This window comes from Ruegeria sp. A5 (genome assembly GCF_056543005.1).
The window spans coordinates 578,910-602,235 of sequence record NZ_JBQGAV010000001.1 but is presented as its reverse complement, the minus strand read 5'-3'; the positions used below and the strand labels follow the sequence as shown (position 1 = coordinate 602,235).

The window sequence follows — 23,326 nt, the reverse complement described above, 5'->3', positions numbered from 1 at the left end:
GCGCATGTCCGTCGGACGCATCATCGAAACACCGGACTGCGTTAACGAAGGGGCCGAGTGGTTGGCTGAGGCCTGCCCCCGGATGGCTTATGCGATGGAGCAAACCGGACCTCTGCCACTCAGGCGCAAGCCTGACGGGTTCGCCCAATTGCTCAGCGCGATTGTCAGTCAGCAGGTCAGCGTGGCCTCGGCAAACGCAATCTGGAAGCGGCTGCAGGACGCAAAACTGACCAGCCCGCGCAAAATCATGTGGGCCACGGATGATGATCTGCGCGCTGTGGGTCTCAGCCGTCAGAAAATTAGCTATGCCCGCGCCTTGGCTGAGGCGCGGATCGATTACAAAGCGTTGCGTGATGCGCCAGATGACGAAGTGGTCGCAATTCTGACCGAGGTACCGGGAATCGGTGTCTGGACTGCCGAGATTTATGCGATGTTTTCGCTGGGTCGCGCCGATGTGATTGCACCGGGCGATCTGGCCTTACAGGAAGCTGCACGCATCCTCTATGAATTGCCAGAACGACCAAAAGACAAAGAGTTACGCCAGATGGCTGAAGCATGGTCGCCGTGGCGATCGGTTGCGGCGCGGGTGCTGTGGGCCTATTACCGGGTCGCAAAAGACAGAGAAGGGATCAGATGACACGGGTTTTGAACGCGCTCAGGAAAGAGCCGGTTTCAGGCGACACACGCTCGGTCGTGGTGTTTGTGCATGGTTATGGTGCAAACGGGGCCGATCTTTTGGGGCTGGCTGATCCGTTGGGCGAGCATCTGCCGGATACGTTGTTTGTAGCTCCGGACGCGCCTGAACAGATCATCGGTATGCCCAACGGTTTCCAGTGGTTCCCGATCCCGTGGATTGATGGCTCATCCGAGGAGGAAGCCCGACGGGGTATGGAAATGGCGGTTGAGGATTTCAACGCGTTCCTTGATGCGCTGATGGTGGATGAGGATGTCCTGCCAGAGCAGGTAGTGCTGTTCGGTTTCAGCCAGGGCACGATGATGAGCTTACATGTAGCCCCGCGCCGCGAGGACCCAGTGGCCGGGATCGTAGCGTTCTCGGGCCGTTTGCTGGAACCTGATTTGCTGCCAGACGAAACCGTAAGTCGCATGCCGATCCTGCTGGTGCATGGCGATGCCGATGACGTTGTACCGCCGCAATCGTTGCCAGAAGCAGCTGAGGCACTTCAGGCGGCCGGGTTCAAAGAGGTTTATGCCCATATAATGAAGGGCACCGGCCACGGGATTGCTCCGGATGGCTTGAGTGTTGCGCTGGCCTTCATGCGGGATAAGCTGAGCCTCTGACTTGCGGGGCGATCTAAGGAGAGCATGATGCTGATCGTGACAGGAGTGGTCGAAGTTTCAGATGCAGCGGTCGAGATAGCCATTGCTGCCGCGCAGGAAATGGTTGCGGAAACTCTGAAAGAACCCGGATGCCTGATCTATGAATTCAGTCAAATCCTGGGTCAGGCGACCCGCTTTCGGGTCTATGAGGAATGGCAGGATCAGGCCGCGCTTGAGGCCCATTTCGCGACCCCTCATATGACTGCTTTTCAGGCGGCACTTGGTGAGGTCGGCGTTGTCTCTAGCGAAATCTACCGTGTGATCGGGGGCGAGAAGCAGCCGCTTCGCTGATCGATCACTCCCACAGCCTTCCTTCCGAGAATTCGACCGAGTTGCCTGCAGGGTCTCGTACATAGAGCGACCGGGCTCCGTTGGGCCAGTCGAACTCGGCATCGACAGGGATGTTCCAGTCCAACAGATGCTTGCGCATCACGGTGATTTCATCTCGGGTTAGGACAAGGCAAACATGGCTGGGACCGCGCGCCCCATGCGGTGGGACCGGCAGATCGGGGTTGCCTGGCGGTTTCTCGGTTTCGCTGGCATTGAACAGCAACAGGACAGACCCGCCGATTCGATAGAACACATGGCGGTCGGTGACGCGCTGGATTTTCTCTAGCCCCAATATCTGACCATAGAAATCCTCGGCCGCATCTAGATCGTCGACATACAGCGCGGCTTCCAGGATGGCAGACGGGGCAGGGATATCCGGTGTGACCTTCATGCCCTAAGCCTATCACATCACGCAGTTTTTGTCACCGGCGCGGGCGGCGGTCCCGCTTGCGCGACGGTGCTGAGTCAACAGCTGGCATCGGCAGGCTTTCCCACTGACCGGGGTCAAGGCCGTCCAAAGTCCAATCTCCAACACGGGCTCGGATCAGGCGCAGAGTTGGGTGCCCGACTGCGGCTGTCATCCGGCGAACCTGACGGTTGCGGCCCTCTTTAATCGTCAGTTCAACCCAACTGTCGGGCACCGTTTGGCGAACCCGGATCGGCGGGGTGCGTGGCCACAGCCATTCGGGTTCGTCAATCAGCCGCGCCTTGGCGAGGCGCGTCAAACCATCCTTAAGTTCAACACCTTCCCGCAACGCCTTTAGTGCCGCTGTATCGGGAATGCCTTCGACCTGAACCCAGTATGTCTTAGGCATCTTGTGCTTGGGGTCTGATATCTGCGCCTGCAATCGCCCATTATCAGTCAGCAGCATCAAACCCTCGCTATCCCGGTCCAAGCGTCCCGCAGGATAGACACCGGGCAGGTCGATGAATTCCGACAGCGTGCTGCGGGGCGAGTCAGAATTGGCGCGGTCGGTGAACTGCGGCAATACATCGTAAGGCTTGTTGAAACGGATGAACCAGGACATGCCCCGCCATAGCTTGCAGACCACATCTGCGCAACCTGTGGATAAGTGTCACTTATCTGTTACGTATTCGGCCTAACCAATACCCGAGATGTTGTGTGAACTCGGCACTTGTCAGAGATTTAACACGATATATAGTTAACTTAAGGCCGGGGCGGGTGTTCCCCGCTCTGATGTCACAAACGGGCAGTACAGAGCGAGGAGCGATTCTGTTATGGACGGAGACTTCAGGACCGAATTTGTCAGGGAAACCGGTGCGCTCAAGCATCATCCGGCATTGGTTTTGAACGCCGATTACAGACCTCTTTCCTACTACCCGTTGTCTTTATGGCCGTGGCAGGAGGCGATCAAAGCTGCCTGGCTGGACAGGGTGGATATTGTTGCGGAATATGACGAAGTTGTCCGCAGTCCCAGTACCGAGATCCGAATACCCTCGGTCGTTGTCCTGAAAGACTATGTAAAACCCAGAAAGCGCGTGGCCTTCACGCGCTTTAATTTATTTTTGCGGGACGAATTCAAATGCCAGTACTGCGGCAGCCGTGAAAACCTGACCTTTGATCATGTTGTACCGCGCGCTGCGGGCGGGGTCACAAGTTGGCAGAATGTCGTTGCAGCGTGCAGCCCGTGCAATCTGCGCAAGGGCTCAAAATCCCTGCGACAAGCCAGAATGTCTCTGAATAAACCGCCGCGTCAGCCGGATGCTGAGGCTTTGCGCAATATCGGTCGGAAGTTCCCCCCGAACCATCTGCACGAAAGTTGGATCGACTTCCTCTACTGGGATGCCGAACTGGATCAGCTATAAACCCTAGCGCGCGCGCCAGGCTGCGATCCAGATCAGGACCAGACCCGTCGAAATCAATCCATTCCAGCCCGCCATGGAAATCCCGAACATCTCCCACGGGATGTCATCGCAACGCACGAGCGGGGCGGACATGATCTGATCCATTAACTCTTCTGCACTCAGGCCGCCGATATCACCAGATGTGCAGGTCGATGGGCCCTCCCACCAGCCTTGCTCGACCCCAGCATGGTAAAACCCTATTCCCGCCGTTGTGGCCGCCGCCAGAGCGCCTAGTAGGGGCAGGGGGCGGACGCCCGGGAAGGCAAAGGCTAGAGCACCAAGAATCACTGCGACACCATGAGGATACCGCTGCCAGATGCACATTTTGCACGGCGCGAGCCCACCGATGTACTGAAAGCCCCAAGCCCCAAGTAGCAACGCGGCTGAGCCGGATGCGGCAACCAGAACCAGAAGTCTTTTGCGCGTCATAAGTATTTTACCACAAGAAAGCCGCCAAACAGTAGGATTATGAATAGGGTAAACATCAAACCCAACCGTTTTTCGATGAAGTCACGGATTGGTTCCCCAAATTTCCACAGCAGCCCGGCCACAAGAAAGAAGCGCAAGGCGCGCGCCAGGATCGAGGTGGCTATGAACGTCCCAATAGGCATCCCGGTCCAGCCCGACATGATGGTGATGACCTTATATGGGAAAGGCGTCACACCAGCCGCCAGCACGGCCCAGAAGCCGAAATCATTGAAGCGGGTATTGAACTCTTCCATTGCGTGGGCTTTGCCCATGGCTTCCAGAACAGGCTGCCCAATGCTTTCGTAAAAGAATGCCCCAATTGCATAACCCAATATCCCACCCAGCACCGAGGCAACCAAGGCGACCGTCGCGATCAGCCAGGCCCGCGACGGACGTGCAAGGATCATAGGAATCATCAAAACATCGGGTGGGATCGGAAAAAACGAACTTTCGACAAAAGCCACAACAGCCAGCGCCCAGAGCGCATGAGGATGTTCGGCCAGACGAATGGTCCAGTCATAAAGGGATCGCAACATGAAGAATAAGTATCCTGGTAACCGCTGCGGCAAGCCAAACCATGCACCCGACTGACCGTCAACCTCCTTCGATGAAACATTCAGGGCAGTGGTTGTTTTTTGCCTCTGGACCTTCTCTCAGTAGGGCGCTAATCCAGTGTTCGTGGCCCAAGTGGCGGAATGGTAGACGCAGGGGATTCAAAATCCCCCGCCTTCACGGGCGTGAGAGTTCGAGTCTCTCCTTGGGCACCACAGCAATTCTGAATATATTGCTGAAGTTCGGCTTCAATACCCCGTCATCTCAAGATATCCGCGCCCTGTGTGGCTACCTTTAATGGTGATTGGGCCTTCCCAGTATTCGAACCGGGTTCCCATCCAGGCTTTCGGGGTTATGGCATCGACTTCAACATCGATCCCGCGATCCGGCAAGGATACCTGCCATTTGATCGGAACGTCACGATGCGCCACGCGGGCGGTTTCAAGGGGCATTAGCAGAACTGAGCCATCGGGCAGGGGGGTCGTTTGCCCATCAGGCTCAATCCATGTAGCGGCCGTGAAATCCCCTCGATCCCCGCGTAGGCGGAAGGCCATCAGCTTGTCACCGTCGTCAAAGCTGAGCGAGAACCAGTCCCAGCCGCTTTGATCTTCGGCCAAGGGTTGCGAAGACCATTCGCGATCCAGCCAACCCTGGCCGGCGACTTCGACATCTTCGTTGGGCAGGTGGAGCGTGCCCTCGACCGAGTAGAAGGGTTGTGAATAGTAATAGCTGGCCTGACCATCGGCGGATTTCACCGAATACCCCTCGGCCCCGTGAAACACCAATGGGCCTTGGGCCTTCAGAGTCAGATCATATCCAAAGTTTGATCCGTTTGCTGTCAGGCTCAGGGTTTCCAAATCATCGCCGCGCATGTGCCATTCATCGATCCATGCCTCAAACGGTTGGGCCGTAACGCCAGCCTGTCCAACACCGCCGCGAGAGAGTCGTTCGGCGAAATAGTGTGTTTCTGGCGTTGTGAGCGCGGCATGGCCCATCCAGATCTGTGGGTTTTGCCAGCCGTCAGCCTCGGACGGTTTCAGGGCCGATCGGAACAGGGTCCATTGTATGCCATAGTCGCGACCCTCTGCGTCTTTGAGGTTTGCCGTCAGATACCACCATTCAATCCGATAATCCGGATGGGCGCCGTGATCTTGCGGAAACTGAAAGCTGTAGTCCGGTTCAGGACGCGTAAAGCCATCCGCATTGCCGCCCAACCCGGCATAACCCTGCGCCCAACCGGGAATTGGAAGGAGGATGAACAGAATGAAGGCTTTAACGTTCATTGGCAAAAACCCTCAACAGCGCAGCAGGTGGTAGGCGGAGCAATCGTAATGCGGGTAGGGCCGCTGCGAGCACGGCGGCAACCAGAGTCAGCAGGAATAAGCTCAGCCAATCAGTTGGGAACAAATACATGGGCAAGCGCCATCCGAAGGCCTGCACGTTGATCACGGCCAGCAGCACCCATGCCAATACAAGGCCCAATGGAAGGGCAAGACAAGCGGTCATCACCGCAAGCAGGACACTGCGCAGAAGCTCTAGCTTGGCCAGTTGCGCGCGCGTAAGGCCCAGCGCCCAGACCGGTGCGACCTGAGGCAGGCGCTGGGTCCACAATGTCAGCAAACTGGTGAGTATCGCGAACCCCGCAACGCCCAGTGTCAGCACATTCAGCGCTGAGGTGACGACGAAAGTTTTCTCAAAAACAGCCATCGATTGCGCTTTCATAGCGGCCTGCTGCACAACTGCCGATGGGGGTAGGTCAAATTGGTCACGCAACGCCTGTGCCAGCTCCGAGGCCTGATCCGGTATGATGCGGATGCCGAAGCGGCGTGTATCCGTATCCGGGGCAATCTGATCTAGCATCGGCATAGCGACGATGGCCTGACCTGTCGGGTTCCCGTAATCGGAATAGACACCTGCAATCGGCAAGCTGTGCTCGGGTGTGATCGCGACGGTATCTCCGGGCCACAGATCCGCGCGTCGTGCGAGTTGCTCGTTGATCAGAACGGCGCCGCGATACAGGACGTTGTCCCAGACGTCGGGATCCTTGGCGATCAGTGGCCAGTTGTTGCGATAGCTATCGTGATCAACAATCCCGTACAGAAACAACGGCCCGGTCTCGTGCGGCAATTCGGTGCTGCGAATGGGTAGGACAGCTGACGCCCTTGGGGCGAGCCAATCGATAAGGGCTGCGCCTTGTGCATTGTCGGCTGCGGTCACGTAAAGTTCGGAGGTCAGCCGTTGATCGAGCCAGCCAGTAAAGGTGAGGCGGAAGCTTGAAACCATTGTGCCCACGCCGATATTCGCGGCGAGCGCTAGCAGCAAGGCCATCAGCGCAAGTGACAGACCGGGCAATTGCGCCCGCATGTCCGCGAGCACCCATTGACCAACAGGCGTGCGGGCCCGGCGCAGGCACAAGGTCAATATCCCTGACAGTGCGAGCGGCAGCAACAAGGCCGCTCCGGTCAGCATCCCGGCAAGCAAGGCAAATCCTGCGATAAGTCCGCCGATTGTGAAATATGCGATAAAGCCCACTGCTAGCAGGGCTAGGCCACATGCGCCTGTAATCTGGGCCGAGGCTTTACTGCCACGCCAAGCTTGTAAGCCCGGCCCTGCGAGGATGGGCATGCGCGAAAGTCGCCAAAGAGCGTGGCCACTGGCCGCCAACGTGCCGCCTGTCGCCATCGCAAGACCCGCGGCGACCCATTGGGGGCGTAATGACATCTGCCCGTCGATTGTTGCCCCATAGAGGCCGCGCAACGTGGCGGCGACATCAGGCAACAAGGCTCCAGCCAGAAAATACCCCAGGATTAACCCGAAAAGGCCACCGATCAGGGCCAAGAGAAGCAATTCACCCAGAACGATCCAGATCAGGCCCCGCATGGGAAGGCCCAACGCCCTTAATGTACGGATCGTGCCACGCCTCTGCGCGAAGGCGAGGCCAACCGTTCCGTGAACGATGAACAGGCCGACGGCGAAAGACAGCAAGCCGAAGGCTGAGAGGTTCAGGTGAAAGCTGTCGGTAAGTTGCGCGGTATCCAACTGGGCCGAGGGGCTAATGCGTTGAAGTTCAAGCGCAAGTTCTGACAGAGATGGGACCCCACGGGGCTGATTGGGCAAGATCACCAGACGGGAAATCTGACCGGGACGGTTCAGAAGACGCTCGGCCACTCCAATATCGGTGAGCACCAGATCAGGTGGCAGCGCGGTGCTGGAAAGCACCGGTGGGAATTTGTCGTTAGATTGAAACAGCGGGGCCAGGGCGGGTGACATCAGCAGCCGCCCCGGAGCTGTCAGCATATCAGCTGGGTCGGGGGCATCCGCGCCTTGCTCGATCTGGGTGATCGCGGGCAGTACAGGGTAGGCCACCAAATCCACCCCCATCAGACGTACGGAACGGCCCTTGATGCGCAGCGTGCCTTCTAAGACGGCCGCCACTTGCCAACCTGCGCGCCTGAGCTCGGCGTAGCGGGAAAGAGGGATCGTGGAACCGGAGGCGCGCAATTCGTCGAATTGTCCGATGGCAAGCTGGGTGCTGGCGCGTTCATAGCTCGCGCGCGCTTCGGCATTGATGGCTTGCACGGCCGACCACAGACAAGTTGCCAGCGCGATACCCGTCAGAAGCGTCATCAATTGCAATGGGTGCATCCGCCAATGGGACACCAGCGCCAGGACCGCAGCGCGTGTCATGCGATATGCCCGCCCGTCAGGTGGGCACGTCGGTCGAGACGGCTGGCGATGTCATTCGAGTGAGTGACCAGCAGGAGCGCAGCGCCGGTATCGGCAACCAATGAAAGCATCAGGTCTAGCACCACCGCACTTGCTGTTTCGTCCAGATTGCCAGTCGGCTCATCCGCTAGCAGCAATCGTGGTCGGATCGCCATGGCGCGTCCGATGGCAACTCGCTGCTGCTGTCCGCCCGAAAGGTTCTCGGGGTAGCGGTCTTGCAATTCGCTCAGGCCAAGGCGCTTGGTCAGGTGGACAACCCAATCCGGGTCGTTCCGACCCGCAAGTCGCGCATGGATCGAGAGGTTCTGGGCAACGGTCAGCGACGGGATCAGGTTGAACTGCTGAAAGACCAGAGACAGGGTGCCGCGACGCAATTCGGCGCGTTCCGCATCATTCAGGGCCGACATGGCGCGCCCGTCCAGAGTAATCTCTCCGCCATCAAACCCATCCAGCGCCGCCACCAGATGCAATAATGTGCTTTTGCCACTGCCACTTTCTCCGGTCAGCGCCAAGGTCTGCCCCTGTTCCAACGTCAATGAAACATCGGTCAGGACAGGTCGCCCACCGGGATAGGATTTTCGAACGTGATCGATTGATAGCAACATGCAAACTCTCATCTGGTCTCGTCACAATGTGCAACGCGGCGCGCCAGTGTCCAGAGCCGAGATCGGTTCTATTCGCCGCAGCCTTACGCATCGCATGGGGTTGTCGGCAACGCGCGAAACCCCCATGCTTGCACAGTTTTCAGCGATCAGAACAAAGGCCGTTTACATGACATTGTCGCAACAAATCATTTGGGGCAGCTTCTATCTGGGTATTTGTTTTCTGATCGAAATCATGCTGCTGACATGGTGCGTTCTGGTCATCCGAAAACTGGTTGCGAAATGGGAGACGCGCAGCACTATCCTTGCAACCGCAGGCCCGATCAGCGTGGCGCTGGTGTTTATCGTGCTGACCCATACGGTTCAGGTCTGGATCTGGGCGATTGTCTGGGTGTGGGGTGATGTGCTGCCGGATTGGAATTCGGCCCTCTATTTCTCATTGGTGACGTTCACAACGCTGGGTTACGGCGACATCGTCTTGGGCGAAGGGCTGCGCATCTTCGGAGCGTTTGCATCGGTCACGGGCCTACTGGCCTTTGGGCTGTCGACCGCGTTCCTGGTGGCCCTCATGACGCGGGTGTTTGAAGAACGGTTCCTGAACTAGAGGATCGGTGCAAACAACCGAGCAAGCGGCGCACCAAAACGGATGTGGAACGGTTGCTGCGGCAAATCGCGGGTCAGTTCGTAACTTGCTTCAAAATCAGTTTCCAGCATCGCAGCCACTGCGTTTGCTGCGCGACGATCAAAGAACAAGGCCATCGCCTCAAAGTTCAGACGGAAGGATCGGTTGTCCAGATTGGTGGTGCCAACGGCGGCCAAGGTATCGTCTACAACAAACGCTTTTTGATGCATGAAGCCGTCGGTATAGCGAAACACCCGGGCGCCACAGTCTCGGATTTCGTCGAAATAGGCAAAAGCGGCCAGCCAGGGCAGACGATGGTCGATGACATCCGGCACGAGTATTCGTACATCCACACCACGCAACGCCGCGTGCTGTAGCGCGGTCATGATGTCGATGTCGGGCACAAAATAGGGCGAGGCGATCCAAAGCCGTTCTTTCGCCTCAGAAATGGCCGCAAAGAACATCATTGCGCCGGTTTCTGTTTCGTCGCCCGGGCCCGTTGCCACCAGCAGCGCATTCATGTCCTGATCAGATTCATTTCCAGCCCAATCGAGTTGGTCGATCAGATCTTCGTTGCGCGCCCAGTGCCAATCCTCGGTAAAAATCAATTGCAGTTGCCGTACAACGTGGCCGGTCATCTTGATATGCGTGTCCCGCCAGCGACCGAACCGAGGGCTTTGCCCCAAGTATTCAACGCCGATGTTGTGACCACCGATAAAGCCGACATCGCCATCCACGATCACAGTTTTTCGGTGGTTGCGATAGTTCAGTTGAAACCGGAAATTGGGCCCGCGTTGTTCGCGGGGATCTGCAACATCCACACCGGCCTGGCGCAGCGTCTCAAAATAGCTGGACGGCAGGCCATAGCTACCCACCGCGTCGGTCATGAACCGAACATGTACGCCACGCTTGACCGCGGCGATTAGCCGGTCCCGCACCCTTCGCCCAAGATCATCATCCCGGACGATGTAGAACTGGATCAGAACGTAATTCTCGGCCTTATCTATGGCGTCGAGAATGGCATCAAACGTAGCTTCGCCGTCGATCAGCAGCTCGGCTCCATTCCCACGTGAGACGGGCAAATGGGCCAGCGCTTCAAACGCGCGAGGATTGAATCGCATCGTCTGAAGGTCGGGTTTCGAGAAATCGGCAAAGGTCTTGATCCCTTCGACGACGCGCTCACTTTCTTGCCGAGCGATCCGGTATCCTCTGAACCGATGGTGACCGAGGAATAGATACAGCGGCACGCCAAACATCGGGGCCGACAGCAGGAACACAACCCAGCCAACCGCTCCTTGTGGTGTGCGTGCAGTCTGCGCAGCGCGAACTGCAAAGACGACCGCTACGCAATAGAGTGAAAACAGAAAAAACGAGACGAGTAATGTCCACATCGGGGCGCAGCGATCCGGGTTGCTTAGTTTGCCCCAGTGTAGATGCGGGACCAGTCGTTGGCCATATCAACAATGACCCATCCCATATCCGGGCCTTTGTCCAACCCATCGACTAGCCGTCCAACCGGGCTTTCGCGGTCGTAGGCCCATTCGCGATCCGCATCAGTGTGATGGATCAAAACGCCCAGCCGTGGCCCGTCGCCTGCGGTGGTCCATTCAAGCATGGCAAAATCCCCGTCCGAGTTTCCTCCGGCAAATATGGGACGCTTGCCGATGGTGCGCTCGATATTGATTGGCTTGCCTTCTTTGTCATCGATGAAGGCAATGCCGGGGGCCTTGTTGATTACGGGCGTGCCGTTTTCGCTGTCATAAGTTGTTTCCCCATAGGTGCCCAGAATCTGTTCGGGCGGGATGCCATATGCCTGTTCGGCGAAGACGCGCATGAAATGCAGGCCTCCGCCCGAAACGATATAGGTTTTGAAATCCTCATCCCGCAGGTAGCGCAACAGCTCGACCATCGGCTGATAGGTCATCTGGTCGTAGGGCAGATTAGTTTTGGGATGTCGTGCAGTACTAAGCCAATCGGCCACCGACGCTTGGAACATTTCAACGCTGCTGCCCGAATGCGATGCGTTGACCACTTCGATCAGAGCGTCGTGCCCGCCTTCCAGAATGGTTTTCAGATCACCCTCAGCAGCCGCTTTCAACGCTGGGGTCGATAAGATTGATGGGTCTTGTTTAGCAAGCTCTGCCAGTTGGTCCATGGCAAATATGAACTGAAAATAGACCGGTTGTTCAGCCCAGAGCGTGCCGTCATTGTCAAACACCGCAATCCGATCGGCGGGAGTGACATAGAATTCATTCGCCGGGTCGCTGACCGCGTCAACAAAGTCGATGATCTGCTGTTTTGATGCCGAGTCGGTCCAGCTGGGCAGGGGGTCTGCGAACGCCACTAGGGGGACGGTGGCTATAAACGCCGTGAGTTTGAGAAATCTCATGTAATAGCCTCTGATACTGGAAAAAGGGGCCGCGCTTTACGGCGGCCCCTGTCTTGTTTTCTAGTTCGAAGTTGGTGTGGCCAATTTCTGCATCACCTGATCAAGGCTGAAGCTGGCCGCCTTCTGACGTGGTGGGAATTCTTGGAAAGTACTCAGGAAACTCGCCACATATTGCTGCGCCGGTACTAGGAAATACACCCGGTCGATCATCCAGTCGTAGTATGTGTTGGATGTACGGTATCCACGCTCATAAGGGTCGCGGCGCAAATTCACGATGATCGGCACGCGCAGTTCCGTGAATGGTTCCATCCATGCGCGCAGGGTGGCCCATGCTTTTTGCTCCAAAAAGATCAGCTTCCAGTCGTCAAAACGCAAAGCGGACAGGTCGCCGTCATCCGTGAAATAAAAGATTTCTCGGCGGGGGCTTTCAGTGGTCTCACCGGTCAGCAGTGGCAAGATGTTGTAGCCATCCAGATGCACTTTGTAGTCGCGACCCATGGCAGGTGAGGAATAGCCGGCTTTCAGCTTTTCCTTGATTTCGGGGTCGCCAGCGACCGCCAGATAGGTGGGCAGCCAGTCCATGTGATGCACGATTTCGTTTGAGATCGAACCCGCTTCGATCTTGCCGGGCCAACGCACCATGGATGGTACGCGCCAGCCGCCTTCCCAGTTGGTGTTCTTTTCGCCCCAGAACGGTGTCGAAGCGGCATCCGGCCATGTGTTGTAATGCGGGCCATTATCGGTGGAATAATGAACGATAGTGTTGTCGGCGATGCCGAGTTCGTCCAGCAGATCAAGCAGTTGGCCGACCTGAATGTCATGTTCGATCATGCCCGCCGTGTATTCATCGGCCGGACTACCTAGGATTTCGTTGGCTGTTTCGCGCATTTCTTCCCCGACATGGGTGCGGAAATGCATGCGTGTGCCATTCCACCAGACATAGAATGGTGTGCCGTTCTGGTTGGCCTCACGAATGAACTCAACTGCAGCTTCCAGGGTTTCCTGATCCACCGTTTCCATGCGTTTGCGTGTCAGTGGACCGGTGTCTTCGATGGGGCCGCCTGCGCTGGACTTAATCACACCGCGCGGACCATAGGCCTCGCGGAACGTGCGCCCGTCGGGCAGAACCGCGTCCCCGGGATAATCTTCATGCTCGGGTTCTTCTTCGGCATTGAGGTGATAGAGATTCCCAAAAAACTCATCAAATCCGTGATTTGTCGGCAGGTGCTCATCCCTGTCGCCCAGGTGGTTCTTGCCAAACTGGCCGGTCACGTACCCATGATCCTTAAGCAACCCTGCAATCGTGGGGTCTTCGATCTGCATCCCTTCTTTGGCGCCAGGCAAGCCAACCTTGGACAGTCCAGTCCGGAACACCGATTGGCCCATGATGTAAGATGAGCGGCCAGCTGTGCAGGATTGCTCGCCATAATAATCGGTGAAGATCATGCCTTCATCGGCGACCCTGTCGATATTGGGGGTCTGGTATCCCATAAGGCCCATTGTGTAGGCCGAAATGTTGGATTGGCCGATGTCATCGCCCCAAATGACCAGAATGTTGGGTTTTTGATCCTGCGCCCATGCGGGCAGTGCGACCAGAACGGCAATCGACGCTGCTGCGGTACGGCGCAGTCCGATACGCCAGTTTTCCAAGAACCGGGTTGTAGTTAACATGTTTTACTCCTGAACTTGTGGACAATTTGTCCCTGTGAACTATCTGAGACTTGTGTCCAGAATAGGATTAGTTGCAGTCGTTAAGCATTGGATATCCCGCGAAAATAGCCAGATTGCGGGATTCGTGTGTAAGTAATGTAGGCCAGTGAGCCTGATTGAAATTTATCATATGATGAAGTTTAAATATATAGATGGCATTAATTGAAACTGATCTAGACGCGCTGCAGGAAAGTTCCTGGTTCAAAACCAGATCTCCCGCCTTTCAGGATGCTCTGTTACGCAGTGCCGTGCGCCGAACTTACGGTGCTGACGAAGCTTTGTTTGTCCAGGGTGATCCCGCCAACGGGATCCACGCTGTATTGGATGGTAGTGTTAAGATCACCGTCCCCGCAGATGACGGTCAGGAATTTGTCATACACCAAGAAGGACGTGGCTTTTGGATCGGCGATCTCGCGTTGTTTGCGACTGCGCATCGGCTGATCAGCGTGGTGGCGACTCGGCCAACCGAGACGCTTTTCTTTCCGGCCCCGCGGTTAGAACGCTTGGTGCAGGATTCTCCTGACTTTGTTCGGGATTTCTACGCCTTAAGTCATGAAAACATGCAAAAAGCCCTGCGTATCGTTGCCAATCTTGCGGTGACCGGCACCGAGAAACGGCTGGTTCTGAGGTTGCTGCATCTGGATGAGGTGACATCCGATGCAGAGGGTTGGATACCGGTTTCGCAGGAAGAGCTGGCGGCTATGATTGCAGTCTCTGCGCCAACGCTTCACCGAGCATTACACAGGCTTATCGAATTAGACTTGATCGAAGGCGGGTATGGTCGGCTGAGGTTGAAAGATCGACGCGCCCTCGTCGCTAGCTGTCAAAGTTAACGGACGTTCAAGCCGAATGTTCGGTTGACGACCGATCATCCTCACCGAGCCTTCCATCCAAAGACATCAAGATCGCGACCGGGCGCAGCGCGGGGATGTGGCTGAAGATGATCAGGATGCAGACGGTCAAAGGCACACTCAGGAACGCTCCGATCAGACCCCAGACCGTAGTCCAGAAAGTTAATGCCAAAATCACTAGGAAGGTCGACATGTTCAGCGATCGGCCCAGCATAGCCGGATCCAGAAAGTTGCCGATTAGAAACTGTAGTGTGCCGCACCCCAGAACGATCACGAGAAATGGCCCGATCGTCTCAAACTGAACCAGAGCGATCATTGCGGGAAAGATGACGGCGATGATCGAACCGATTGACGGGATGAAATTCAGGGCGAAAGTCAGCACGGCCCAGGTTTCAGCATATTCCAGACCCAGCGCTTTGAATACGGCGTAGCTGATGGTGGCGGTGATCAGACTGATAAATGTTTTCACGCCGACGTATCGCTGCAGGCTGTACGAAATCGCATCAAGAACCAAGGCCAGGTCAGCCCCCAGCCGCGGGTTGCCGGCGGCAAGCTGGATTTTCTTGCGAAAGGCCAACCGCTCGGCCATCAGAAAGGCGACATAAAGGCTGATAAGGAAGAACTGGTTAAGCAGTGATGTGGCGCTGCCCAGCAATATCCGAGCGACATAGGACATATCGATGCTGACCAGATTGTCTCGGATAAAACTTGTGACATCGTTGCCGACCAACCCGGTAATCCTATGAACAGCCCCGTCAAACTGGCTTTCGTAGGTGTTGATCGAGCGTGCAAACTGCGTGGCCTGACTTCCCAGAATGTACATGATCATGAACAAACCGGCCAATACAACCGTTACTCCCGCGACATTCGCCAGCCAGATCGGCACCCTCGTCACTGCAATGACCCGGTCGCTAAGGGCCAGGATCAGCACGTTAATCAGTAACGCCATGGTCAACGGCACCAGAAAGTTTGCCCCTGCATAGAGGCCGAGCACCATTAGCGTGGCCACGATCGCTACATCCCGCAATACGCTCAGCTGCGGACGCGCACGGGATGGGCTGTTTTCTGGGTCAGAGGTCATAAGATGGCCTTGGTCTGAGTGCTGCCTGGATGTGTTTTGATTGATCCTGCACAGGCTGGCGGGTTTATGCAATCCATACAGAAGGTTATACGCATGAAATCGGTGGCCTGATCCGATTGACGGTTCTGCCAAAGGAAAAGGCAGGCTAGGCTAGCGCAATGCCAACTGTTTTGATTCCCTCGTTCGGCCAATTCCTGCGTGCGCTCTGGCTTGCTGTGCGCCGATTTAATGACAAAAACGGCTTCGTCATGAGCAGCCACGTCGCCATGTCGTTGATGATGGCCCTGTTTCCATTCGTTCTATTCACGGTCGCGTTGGCAGGGGCCTTGTCACAGGGCTATGTGACCGATGAACTGATCGAACTGATATTTGGCGCCTGGCCCAAAGACGTGGCCGATCCCATCGTTTCAGAACTGCGTGCTGTTTTGGCCGGTGCGGGCTCGGGCGTGATCACTTTGGGTGGCTTGTTGGCGATCTACTTTGCCTCGAACGGAGTCGCCGCCGTGCGAAAGGCGATGGCGCAGGCCTATCACGACACGGACAATTGGCCGTTCTGGAAGACCCGACTGCTGTGCTTTGTGCTGGTCATAATCGGCGGTGCTGCCATTCTGGCCATCGCGGCGGTCGAAGTCGTTCTGCCGGTCTATACCCGTTTGGTTTCGGAAAAGACGGCAGTGGATGTGGACAACTGGCTGTCGGTGGATCGTCTGCGATGGACCTTTACCGTGGCTGTCCCCGCTGGCACCGTTCTTTTGGCCCATCTGATCTTGCCCACCCGACGGCACAGCCTACTACAAATCTTGCCGGGCGTAATCCTGACATTGGCTTTGTGGGCTGCAGGTGGATGGGGCTTTTCAATCTACATCGCCAAGTTTGCGACCTATAGCGCGACGTATGCCGGGCTTGCAGGGGCAATGGCAGCGCTGATTTTCCTGTACCTGTGCTCGGCCATGCTGATCCTCGGGGCCGAATACAACGGTGCGCTGATCGATTTGCAAAACGAAGAGGGGCAATGATGTATCTCCGCGCTATCGTGATGACCGCGATCCTTTGGGCGACCGCGCAGCAGTCGCAGGCGCAGGACTATGTTGGATCAGACGCGTGCTCGGATTGTCATAAGGAAGAAACCGAAGCCTGGGAAAGCTCATACCATGCGCTTGCCTGGACCGAGGTGGAGGACGGCCATGTTAAGGCTGATTTCGATGGAACACGCTTCTCGCATGACGGAATGAGCGTGGCCTTTGCGGATCAAGATGGAGCTCTTACGGCGCAGGTCACCGAAAAGGACGGCGTTACAACGACCTATCCGGTCCATTCAGTGGTTGGTATCGCGCCGCTACAGCAATATCTTTTCGAAACCGAACCCGGCCGATTGCAGAGTTTTGATGTGGTTTGGGACGTCGAAAAGGGCCGTTGGTTCCACCTTTACCCGGATCAGGATCTGCCTCCGAATGATGGGCTGCACTGGACCGGTCCGTACAAAAATTGGAACGCCCGCTGTGCCGAGTGTCATGCGACCGGCTATGTGAAGAACTACGACTCTGAGGAAAGGCGCTATGCCTCGACACAGGTCGAAATTGGTGTCGGGTGCGAGGCTTGCCACGGGCCGGGTTCTGCGCATTTGGAGTGGACGACCGGAAAAGTGTTGCAAGACGGTTTGAGCGAGTTCGGATTCCCTACGACATGGGGCAGGGGGCAGACAGAAGCGGAAATTCAGCAATGCGCCGGCTGTCATTCCCGGCGCGAGGCGTTGGAAGATGGTAATCCGCTTCCCGGCAAGCCGTATCACGACGCCTATAACCTGGCGTTGCTGCGACCGGGTTTGTATCACCCAGATGGCCAGATTTTGGACGAGGTCTATGTTTACGGCTCATTCCTGCAGTCGCGCATGTATGCAGAAGGGGTGGGTTGTATGAATTGCCACGATCCGCACCGGGCTGAGGTGAAAGCCGAGGGTAATGGGTTGTGTACCCAATGCCACTCCCCCGCTGGCAACCCGGATTTCCCGACCCTTCGGCTGGCCGAATATGACACGCCCGCGCATCACCAACATGCTGAAAATTCTGCGGGCGCTCAATGCAAGAACTGCCACATGATCGAGCGTGTCTATATGGGGGTAGATGGCAGGCGCGATCACAGCTTCCGCATTCCCCGCCCTGATCTGGGGCTCGGAACTGATGCCTGCACCGATTGCCATGCGGATGAAGATCAGTCTTGGGCGGCGCAGCAGATTGAACTCTGGTTCCCAGAATCATCCTATAGAGTGGCGCATTATGGCACGACATTTGCAGCAGCAGGCAGTGGTCAATTGGACGACCCTGAAACGCTGGTCGCGATCGCTCTGGATGAAGGGCAGGCAGGTATCGTTCGCGCAACCGCTCTGTATTTGTTGCAACCTTTTGCAACGCCTGATCTTGCCGAGCGTCTGGCACCGTTGCTGGCCGATCCGGACCCACTGATACGGGCCAATGGACCGGTACTGCAGCGTCAGGTTCCTGCCCAGTTGCGCGCTTCGCGGTTAGAGCCGTTGTTATCCGACCCCATGCGCAATGTACGCATCTCGGCTGCGAAAGAGTTCTTATCGATCCCCGCACAGGCCATGACGCAAGACCAACGCGCAAGCGCGCAGCAGGGCATGGCGGATTGGCAACGTAGCATTTCCAATCGTTTGGACTTTCCTGAGACCCATTTGGTGCTGGGTGGTTGGGCGCTTACGCTCAGAAACGCGCCGGCTGCAGAACGTGCATTCCGCGAGGTTGTAACGCTCGACCCGCAGCGCGTTGAGGCTTGGCCGATGCTGGTTCAACTTGCCCACATCAATCGCGGTGTTCAGGCTGCGTTGGCGACATTGGACGAGGCCTTGTTAGTTCTTCCCGATGATCCAAACTTAATGCAACTGGCACAGGAACTCGGGAGATAACTGGCATGGAACTGGCAGATTTGCGCCATCTTCACGGCGCATTCTGCGGTTAGCCAACCGGTATAAGCACTCGGATTGCTACAGGTGATGTATGCCGGATCGCACCGCTACCCTCGCAAAGCCGCTGACGGCGGCCCGTAAAACGACGCTTGACCAGCGTATTGAAGAGCTGCGCGCGCGCAAGCCTGTCGATATCAATCATGGCGAAGCACTATTGCTGCAAGGCATAGCTGCAGCGTCTCTGCGGAAACAGAGTATAGCGCCGGGAAAGATCGATCTGGATTAACGCCGCTTAACCCCGGAAGCCGGTGGCGACAACAAACTTCTCGGAACTATCAGAACGTGAGGCCGGAGGCTTCACATTGGCAACCTTGTTGAATTTCTGCTTGAGCAGTTTCTGAAGGTCCCCCTCAGCCCCGCCAGCAAGCACCTTGGCAACGAAGGTGCCGCCCTCTTCCAGCACGTCGAACGCGAAATAAGCCGCCGTTTCGCACAGGGCCATGATCCGCAGGTGGTCAGTCTGTTTGTGGCCCGAAGACGCAGCCGCCATATCAGACATGACCACGTCCGCTTTGCCACCCAGCCAGTCCTTGACCTTCTGATCGGCGTCATCTTCCATGAAATCAAGGACATGCGCGGTGGCACCGGCGACGGGCTCAACCTCTTGAAGGTCAACCCCCAGAACGGTGCCGATGCGCTTGCCGCTTTTCTCGCCGAGTGCATTGACGCGTTTCACAGCGACTTGCAGCCAGCCACCGGGCGCACAACCCAGATCGACCACGCGCGCGCCGGGTACGAGAAACCGGAACTTGTCGTCCAACTCAAGTATCTTGAATGCCGCGCGTCCGCGATAGCCTTCGACCTGCGCGCGTTTGACATAGGGGTCGTTCAACTGCCGTTCCAGCCAGCGGGTCGAGCTGAGCTTGCGCCCGCGCGCGGTCTTGACCTTCACCTTCAGGTCGCGTTGCCCGCGACCCGAGTTGCTTTTGCCAGTTGGTGTCTTCGCCATCAGAACGGTCCGTCTTCCAATACACCGTCCGCACTCATTTGCGCATAAAGCAAACCCTCGCGCAGCCCACGGTCCGCCACAGAAAGGCGATCGGTGGGCCAGCAGCGCAACAGCGCTTGCAAGATGGCCGAGCCGGACATGATCAGGGCCTGCCGATCTTCTCCGATCCGGGGATCACGGCGGCGCCCACGAGGGCCGAGTTCTAGATAGCCTCGTATCACCTTGTCAATCTGATCGCTGGTCATCCGCAATCCGTCCACCTTCGTCCGGTCATAGCGCTTGAGGCCAAGGTGTGAGGCGGCGACAGTGGTCACCGTTCCGCTGGTGCCCACAATCTGAAACCCTTCGCGGGCCTGTTCATCCTTGTAAGGTGCGAAATCGGCCAGATTTTCTTCGAAAAACCAGCTCATAAGCGCAAAACGCGCGGCATCGTCTTCGACGTCGTTGAACTGATCACGCAATGTTGCCACGCCCAGCGGGACGCTGATCCAATCAACCACCTTGGCCGCAGGGAAAGGGCTTTCAGGCGTGTGGAACCCGTTATGCAATCTCATAATCGCGGCAGGCCGATCCCGACGAGGAACAGAGGAGATGTCGATCCAGACCAATTCGGTTGAGCCGCCGCCGATATCGACGACCAACAATTGCTCGGTCTTGGTCGACACCAGCGGTGCACAGGAAATCACAGCCAGACGTGCTTCTTCCTCGGGCTGGATGATGTCGAGCGTCAGGCCGGTTTCGCGTTTAACTTGCCGGATGAAATCGCGTGAATTCTTGGCGCGACGGCAAGCCTCGGTTGCGATCAAGCGCATGCGCTTGACCTTGTTACGTTTGAGTTTTTGCTGACAAATCCGCAGCGCCTGTACGGTACGTGCCATAGACGCCCGCGACAACCGCCCGGTGCGTTCCAGACCGGCACCCAACTGCACCGATTTGGAGAAGCTGTCCACCACATGAAATCCACTGCCCTTGGGCTGGGCGATCAACATGCGGCAGCTATTTGTCCCCAAATCCAGTGCCGCATATAACGCATCTGGATCGGGTCTTGCCGGCGCGGGGCTTTCGACCGCTTTCGGGAACGCGCCCGCACCTCTGGGACGCTTGGGCGCCATCTTAAACGCCCTCCGATTTTCGAGTTACCCCGACCATAGGTCGCGCAATTGGATCACGCAAGACGCTCATTAAAGTCATTAGGATTTTGATGTTCGGTTTTGCCCCCCAAGGCATTAAAAGCTGCGGTACGCAGCCGTGGGCAAAAAGGTCGCTGCAAATACGCCGTATGTCGAAAATCGACCGACTTGGACCCACATTGAAGTTTAGAACCGGTCCATCTGGTTAGGAGGAATCACGGTAATGCCTGACGTCACCATCGTATATTGGCGCGATATTCCCGCCCAAGTCATCGTCGGCAAGGGCCGTCGTGGCGCTAAGCGGCAGTTGGAAGAGCGGTTTGAACAAGCCATCGACCGGGCCGCAATGAAGGTGAACGCCAAAGATAGTGATGCCTATCTGGCTGAGTGGCGCAAAGCCGAGCCTTTCGCAGTTGAGGGCGACCCGTCCGAAATTGCCGAAGCCGAGGCCGCGCGTTTGGAAACAGAGTACGATCAGGACCGTATCAAGACCCTGATCGCCAATGACGGTTGGGCATGAGCCCCAGATCTTTATGGGAGGCCGCTATGGCTTTGCTGAACTTCAAGAAACGTGATGCGGTCGAAAACGGCCCTGTGAACCCGACCGTCGAAGCCTTTTTGCAGGGCTACTCGATCGAGGTGATGCCGCGCACTGCGGAAAAGGTCGAAGATTTCCGCGCGCTGCTGCCAGAAGGCACCCGTGTCTACATCGCCCATATCGAGGGCACGCCAATCGAAGACATGGTCAAAACTGCCAAGCGCATCGCGGCCGAAGGTTACCCTGTCATGCCGCATTTCCCGGCACGGATCATCAAGGATGCCGCAACGCTGGAAAACTGGATTTCCATGTATCAGGGTGAAGCGGGTGTCGAGCAGGCGCTTCTGCTGGCCGGTGGGGTCGCCAAACCGCATGGTGATTTCGACAGCTCGATGCAGCTGCTGGAAACCGGACTGTTCGACAAGGCGGGGTTCAAGCGACTGCACGTAGCCGGTCACCCCGAAGGCAACAAGGATATCGATCCCGACGGCTCGACCAAGAATGTCGATGACGCGCTGCGCTGGAAGCAGAAGTTTTCGGAAACCACCGACGCCGAAATGGCGCTGGCCACTCAGTTTGCGTTCGACGCCAAGCCGATCATCGCTTGGGCGAACGGTCTGAAAGAAGCGGGTATTGATCTGCCGATCCATATCGGTATCGCGGGCCCGGCGAAGCTGCAGACGCTGATCAAATTCGCTATCGCCTGCGGCGTTGGTCCATCGCTGAAAGTCCTGCAGAAGCGCGCCATGGACGTGTCCAAGCTGCTGTTGCCTTACGAGCCAACCGATGTGGTCACCGAACTGGCCAATCACAAGGCAGCCAACCCGGATTTCAATATCACCAAGGTACACTTCTTCCCGCTGGGCGGGATCAAGACCAACGCCAACTGGGCGATCAACAACGGCGGCGCTTCGGCAAAGCCGGTTAACTCCTAAGGAACGGACATGACCCGTACAGTCGTAGAATCAAAAACAAAAACTGCCGTTCTGGGCTTTGACGAACCGTTCTGCGTTATCGGTGAGCGGATCAACCCGACGGGCCGTAAGAAACTGGCTGCCGAATTGGAAGCAGGCGATTTCTCGACAGTCGAAAAGGATGCTCTGGCGCAGGTCGCTGCAGGCGCGACCGTTCTGGATATCAACGCAGGCGTCGTCTACAACTCGAACCCCAACCCGAACGAGACCGAGCCGCCGCTGATGACCAAGATCGTCGAGCTGGTGCAGGGGCTTGTTGATGTACCGCTTTGCATCGATTCTTCGGTTCCGGGCGCTTTGGAAGCCGGTCTTGAGGCGGCGGAAGGTCGTCCGCTGTTGAACTCGGTCACCGGTGAAGAAGAGCGTCTGGAACTGGTTCTGCCACTGGTCAAGAAATACAACGTACCCGTTGTGGCGATCTCGAACGATGACACCGGAATCTCGGAAGACCCCGATGTGCGTTTTGCCGTCGCCAAAACCATCGTTGAGCGTGCAGCCGATCACGGCATCCCGGCTCACGACATCGTGGTCGATCCGCTGGTCATGCCGATTGGTGCGATGGCAACTGCTGGCCAGCAGGTGTTTGCTCTGGTCCGTCGTCTGCGGGAGGAGCTGGGCGTGAACACCACATGCGGTGCGTCCAACATCTCGTTCGGCCTGCCGAACCGTCACGGTATCAACAACGCCTTCCTGCCGATGGCAATGGGTGCGGGAATGACTTCAGCGATCATGAACCCGGTGGCTCTGCCGGTGACTCAGAAGAAGATTGCTGAAAAGAAAGAGGCCGTTGCTGCCGCCGGTATCATTCTGCCCGAGGATATGGACGACGAAACCTTTGTACAGATGTTCGGTCTGGGTTCGACCCTTCCGCGTGCGGGCAAAGAGATGGAGGCCATCCGCGCCGCCAACCTGCTGACCAACAACGACCCACATGGCGGTGAGTGGATCAGGTTCAACAAACCACCCGCTGAGGCCGGAGCCGAAGGCGAGGGTGCACGCGGACGTCGTGGCGGCGGTCGCCGTCGCCGCGCTTAAGGTATATAAAACAATCGATTGGGCCGGATCTTTGATCCGGCCTTTTCGATTCGTCAGGGTTTGTTGACCCTTGAACCCCGGTAAAGAGCAGTGCTAATCAATGCCCAGCGGCGGGTATGATGTAATGGTAGCCTGTCAGCTTCCCAAGCTGAACGCGCGGGTTCGATTCCCGCTACCCGCTCCAA

General features: G+C 57.0%; 25 protein-coding genes and 2 tRNA genes. 14 read left to right on the top strand and 13 right to left on the bottom strand.

Annotated elements, in window-relative coordinates; all coding sequences use genetic code 11:
- Nucleotides 1–4 precede the first annotated feature (4 nt).
- Genes ACR0AY_RS03070 through ACR0AY_RS03060 form a run of 3 tightly spaced genes read left to right on the top strand, consistent with a single transcriptional unit; the run spans nt 5 to nt 1,629 of the window.
- Nucleotides 5–637, top strand: coding sequence for a DNA-3-methyladenine glycosylase family protein (locus ACR0AY_RS03070; RefSeq protein WP_480453705.1), 633 nt, complete (start codon nt 5–7; stop codon nt 635–637).
- Nucleotides 634–1,299 carry an alpha/beta fold hydrolase gene (locus ACR0AY_RS03065; protein ID WP_170392997.1) on the top strand — a complete coding sequence of 222 codons (666 nt, stop codon included), beginning with the start codon at nt 634–636 and terminating at the stop codon, nt 1,297–1,299. Before ACR0AY_RS03070 ends, ACR0AY_RS03065 begins: the two co-directional genes overlap by 4 nt.
- A gap of 27 nt (nt 1,300–1,326) precedes the next feature.
- Entirely contained in the window at nt 1,327–1,629 is a 303-nt protein-coding gene (locus ACR0AY_RS03060; protein ID WP_170509753.1) for a putative quinol monooxygenase, read from the top strand.
- Between the two features lie 4 nt (nt 1,630–1,633).
- Here the strand turns inward: ACR0AY_RS03060 and ACR0AY_RS03055 are convergent, their stop codons facing one another.
- Both ACR0AY_RS03055 and ACR0AY_RS03050 read right to left on the bottom strand, forming a co-directional pair.
- A complete protein-coding gene (locus ACR0AY_RS03055) occupies nt 1,634–2,059 on the bottom strand; it encodes a VOC family protein (RefSeq protein WP_170405910.1) in 426 nt (141 codons plus the stop codon).
- 31 nt (nt 2,060–2,090) lie between these two features.
- The gene (locus tag ACR0AY_RS03050) at nt 2,091–2,696 is read right to left on the bottom strand and encodes an rRNA large subunit pseudouridine synthase E (RefSeq protein WP_170509756.1); all 606 of its coding nucleotides are present in this window, start codon (nt 2,694–2,696) and stop codon (nt 2,091–2,093) included.
- A gap of 211 nt (nt 2,697–2,907) precedes the next feature.
- Here ACR0AY_RS03050 and ACR0AY_RS03045 point away from each other — a divergent pair, with 211 nt between their 5' ends.
- A complete protein-coding gene (locus ACR0AY_RS03045) occupies nt 2,908–3,495 on the top strand; it encodes an HNH endonuclease (protein WP_170405905.1) in 588 nt (195 codons plus the stop codon).
- 3 nt (nt 3,496–3,498) lie between these two features.
- On the opposite strand, the gene ACR0AY_RS03040 is transcribed toward ACR0AY_RS03045, so the two are convergent.
- Together ACR0AY_RS03040 and ACR0AY_RS03035 are read right to left on the bottom strand one after the other, a co-directional pair.
- Nucleotides 3,499–3,963: a disulfide bond formation protein B gene (locus ACR0AY_RS03040; RefSeq protein ID WP_170421771.1), complete on the bottom strand. Its 465-nt coding sequence runs from the start codon at nt 3,961–3,963 to the stop codon at nt 3,499–3,501.
- Nucleotides 3,960–4,538, bottom strand: coding sequence for a YqaA family protein (locus ACR0AY_RS03035; RefSeq protein WP_170509759.1), 579 nt, complete (start codon nt 4,536–4,538; stop codon nt 3,960–3,962). Before ACR0AY_RS03035 ends, ACR0AY_RS03040 begins: the two co-directional genes overlap by 4 nt.
- 145 nt (nt 4,539–4,683) lie before the next feature.
- On the opposite strand from ACR0AY_RS03035, the gene ACR0AY_RS03030 reads away from it, so the two are divergent.
- A tRNA-Leu gene (locus ACR0AY_RS03030) sits at nt 4,684–4,769 on the top strand.
- Nucleotides 4,770–4,802: 33 nt separating this feature from the next.
- On the opposite strand, the gene ACR0AY_RS03025 is transcribed toward ACR0AY_RS03030, so the two are convergent.
- The 3 genes from ACR0AY_RS03025 to ACR0AY_RS03015 are packed head-to-tail and all read right to left on the bottom strand — an operon-like array spanning nt 4,803 to nt 8,885.
- Nucleotides 4,803–5,837 (bottom strand): lipocalin-like domain-containing protein, encoded by a 1,035-nt coding sequence (locus ACR0AY_RS03025; protein WP_170509762.1) that lies wholly within the window; start codon nt 5,835–5,837, stop codon nt 4,803–4,805.
- The gene (locus ACR0AY_RS03020; RefSeq protein WP_170509765.1) at nt 5,827–8,241 is read right to left on the bottom strand and encodes an FtsX-like permease family protein; all 2,415 of its coding nucleotides are present in this window, start codon (nt 8,239–8,241) and stop codon (nt 5,827–5,829) included. The genes ACR0AY_RS03025 and ACR0AY_RS03020 overlap by 11 nt, the downstream gene beginning before the upstream one ends.
- Nucleotides 8,238–8,885, bottom strand: coding sequence for an ABC transporter ATP-binding protein (locus tag ACR0AY_RS03015; protein ID WP_170509767.1), 648 nt, complete (start codon nt 8,883–8,885; stop codon nt 8,238–8,240). Before ACR0AY_RS03015 ends, ACR0AY_RS03020 begins: the two co-directional genes overlap by 4 nt.
- Between ACR0AY_RS03015 and ACR0AY_RS03010 the strand changes: the two genes are divergently transcribed.
- On the top strand, nt 8,884–9,486 hold the full coding sequence (locus ACR0AY_RS03010; RefSeq protein ID WP_370644421.1) for a potassium channel family protein: 603 nt from the start codon (nt 8,884–8,886) through the stop codon (nt 9,484–9,486). The genes ACR0AY_RS03015 and ACR0AY_RS03010 overlap by 2 nt on opposite strands.
- Here ACR0AY_RS03010 and cls read toward each other — a convergent pair.
- From cls to ACR0AY_RS02995, 3 genes are read right to left on the bottom strand one after another with little or no spacing between them, the layout of a single operon-like run.
- A complete protein-coding gene (gene cls / locus ACR0AY_RS03005; protein ID WP_170509770.1) occupies nt 9,483–10,895 on the bottom strand; it encodes a cardiolipin synthase in 1,413 nt (470 codons plus the stop codon). The genes ACR0AY_RS03010 and cls overlap by 4 nt on opposite strands.
- 23 nt (nt 10,896–10,918) lie before the next feature.
- Nucleotides 10,919–11,893 (bottom strand): HAD family hydrolase, encoded by a 975-nt coding sequence (locus ACR0AY_RS03000; protein ID WP_170509773.1) that lies wholly within the window; start codon nt 11,891–11,893, stop codon nt 10,919–10,921.
- Between the two features lie 60 nt (nt 11,894–11,953).
- Nucleotides 11,954–13,564 (bottom strand): arylsulfatase, encoded by a 1,611-nt coding sequence (locus ACR0AY_RS02995; RefSeq protein ID WP_480453702.1) that lies wholly within the window; start codon nt 13,562–13,564, stop codon nt 11,954–11,956.
- Between the two features lie 191 nt (nt 13,565–13,755).
- Between ACR0AY_RS02995 and ACR0AY_RS02990 the strand changes: the two genes are divergently transcribed.
- Nucleotides 13,756–14,436, top strand: a complete 681-nt coding sequence (locus ACR0AY_RS02990) for a Crp/Fnr family transcriptional regulator (RefSeq protein WP_170421752.1) — start codon at nt 13,756–13,758, stop codon at nt 14,434–14,436.
- Nucleotides 14,437–14,443: 7 nt separating this feature from the next.
- Here ACR0AY_RS02990 and ACR0AY_RS02985 read toward each other — a convergent pair whose 3' ends face one another.
- Nucleotides 14,444–15,535 carry an AI-2E family transporter gene (locus ACR0AY_RS02985; protein ID WP_170509776.1) on the bottom strand — a complete coding sequence of 364 codons (1,092 nt, stop codon included), beginning with the start codon at nt 15,533–15,535 and terminating at the stop codon, nt 14,444–14,446.
- Between the two features lie 158 nt (nt 15,536–15,693).
- Between ACR0AY_RS02985 and ACR0AY_RS02980 the strand changes: the two genes are divergently transcribed.
- The 3 genes from ACR0AY_RS02980 (at nt 15,694) to ACR0AY_RS02970 (ending at nt 18,741) form a co-directional block, all read left to right on the top strand.
- A complete protein-coding gene (locus ACR0AY_RS02980; protein ID WP_170393012.1) occupies nt 15,694–16,551 on the top strand; it encodes a YihY/virulence factor BrkB family protein in 858 nt (285 codons plus the stop codon).
- The gene (locus ACR0AY_RS02975) at nt 16,551–18,455 is read left to right on the top strand and encodes a cytochrome c3 family protein (RefSeq protein WP_170510783.1); all 1,905 of its coding nucleotides are present in this window, start codon (nt 16,551–16,553) and stop codon (nt 18,453–18,455) included. The genes ACR0AY_RS02980 and ACR0AY_RS02975 overlap by 1 nt, the downstream gene beginning before the upstream one ends.
- A gap of 91 nt (nt 18,456–18,546) precedes the next feature.
- Nucleotides 18,547–18,741, top strand: a complete 195-nt coding sequence (locus ACR0AY_RS02970; RefSeq protein ID WP_170393013.1) for a hypothetical protein — start codon at nt 18,547–18,549, stop codon at nt 18,739–18,741.
- A gap of 6 nt (nt 18,742–18,747) precedes the next feature.
- Here the strand turns inward: ACR0AY_RS02970 and ACR0AY_RS02965 are convergent, their stop codons facing one another.
- Together ACR0AY_RS02965 and ACR0AY_RS02960 are read right to left on the bottom strand one after the other, a co-directional pair.
- Nucleotides 18,748–19,464 carry an RlmE family RNA methyltransferase gene (locus ACR0AY_RS02965; protein WP_170393014.1) on the bottom strand — a complete coding sequence of 239 codons (717 nt, stop codon included), beginning with the start codon at nt 19,462–19,464 and terminating at the stop codon, nt 18,748–18,750.
- Complete coding sequence (locus tag ACR0AY_RS02960; protein WP_170393015.1) at nt 19,464–20,576, bottom strand: Ppx/GppA phosphatase family protein; 1,113 nt, start codon at nt 20,574–20,576, stop codon at nt 19,464–19,466. Before ACR0AY_RS02960 ends, ACR0AY_RS02965 begins: the two co-directional genes overlap by 1 nt.
- Before the next feature lie 241 nt (nt 20,577–20,817).
- Between ACR0AY_RS02960 and ACR0AY_RS02955 the strand changes: the two genes are divergently transcribed.
- The 4 genes from ACR0AY_RS02955 to ACR0AY_RS02940 all read left to right on the top strand — a co-directional run bounded on the left by ACR0AY_RS02955 (nt 20,818) and on the right by ACR0AY_RS02940 (nt 23,325).
- Nucleotides 20,818–21,114 carry a virulence factor gene (locus tag ACR0AY_RS02955; RefSeq protein WP_170393016.1) on the top strand — a complete coding sequence of 99 codons (297 nt, stop codon included), beginning with the start codon at nt 20,818–20,820 and terminating at the stop codon, nt 21,112–21,114.
- Nucleotides 21,115–21,140: 26 nt separating this feature from the next.
- Entirely contained in the window at nt 21,141–22,067 is a 927-nt protein-coding gene (locus ACR0AY_RS02950) for a methylenetetrahydrofolate reductase (RefSeq protein ID WP_170509779.1), read from the top strand.
- Nucleotides 22,068–22,076: 9 nt separating this feature from the next.
- Nucleotides 22,077–23,141: a methyltetrahydrofolate cobalamin methyltransferase gene (locus ACR0AY_RS02945; RefSeq protein WP_170509782.1), complete on the top strand. Its 1,065-nt coding sequence runs from the start codon at nt 22,077–22,079 to the stop codon at nt 23,139–23,141.
- 110 nt (nt 23,142–23,251) lie between these two features.
- Nucleotides 23,252–23,325 (top strand) — tRNA-Gly (locus tag ACR0AY_RS02940).
- Nucleotide 23,326 lies beyond the last annotated feature (1 nt).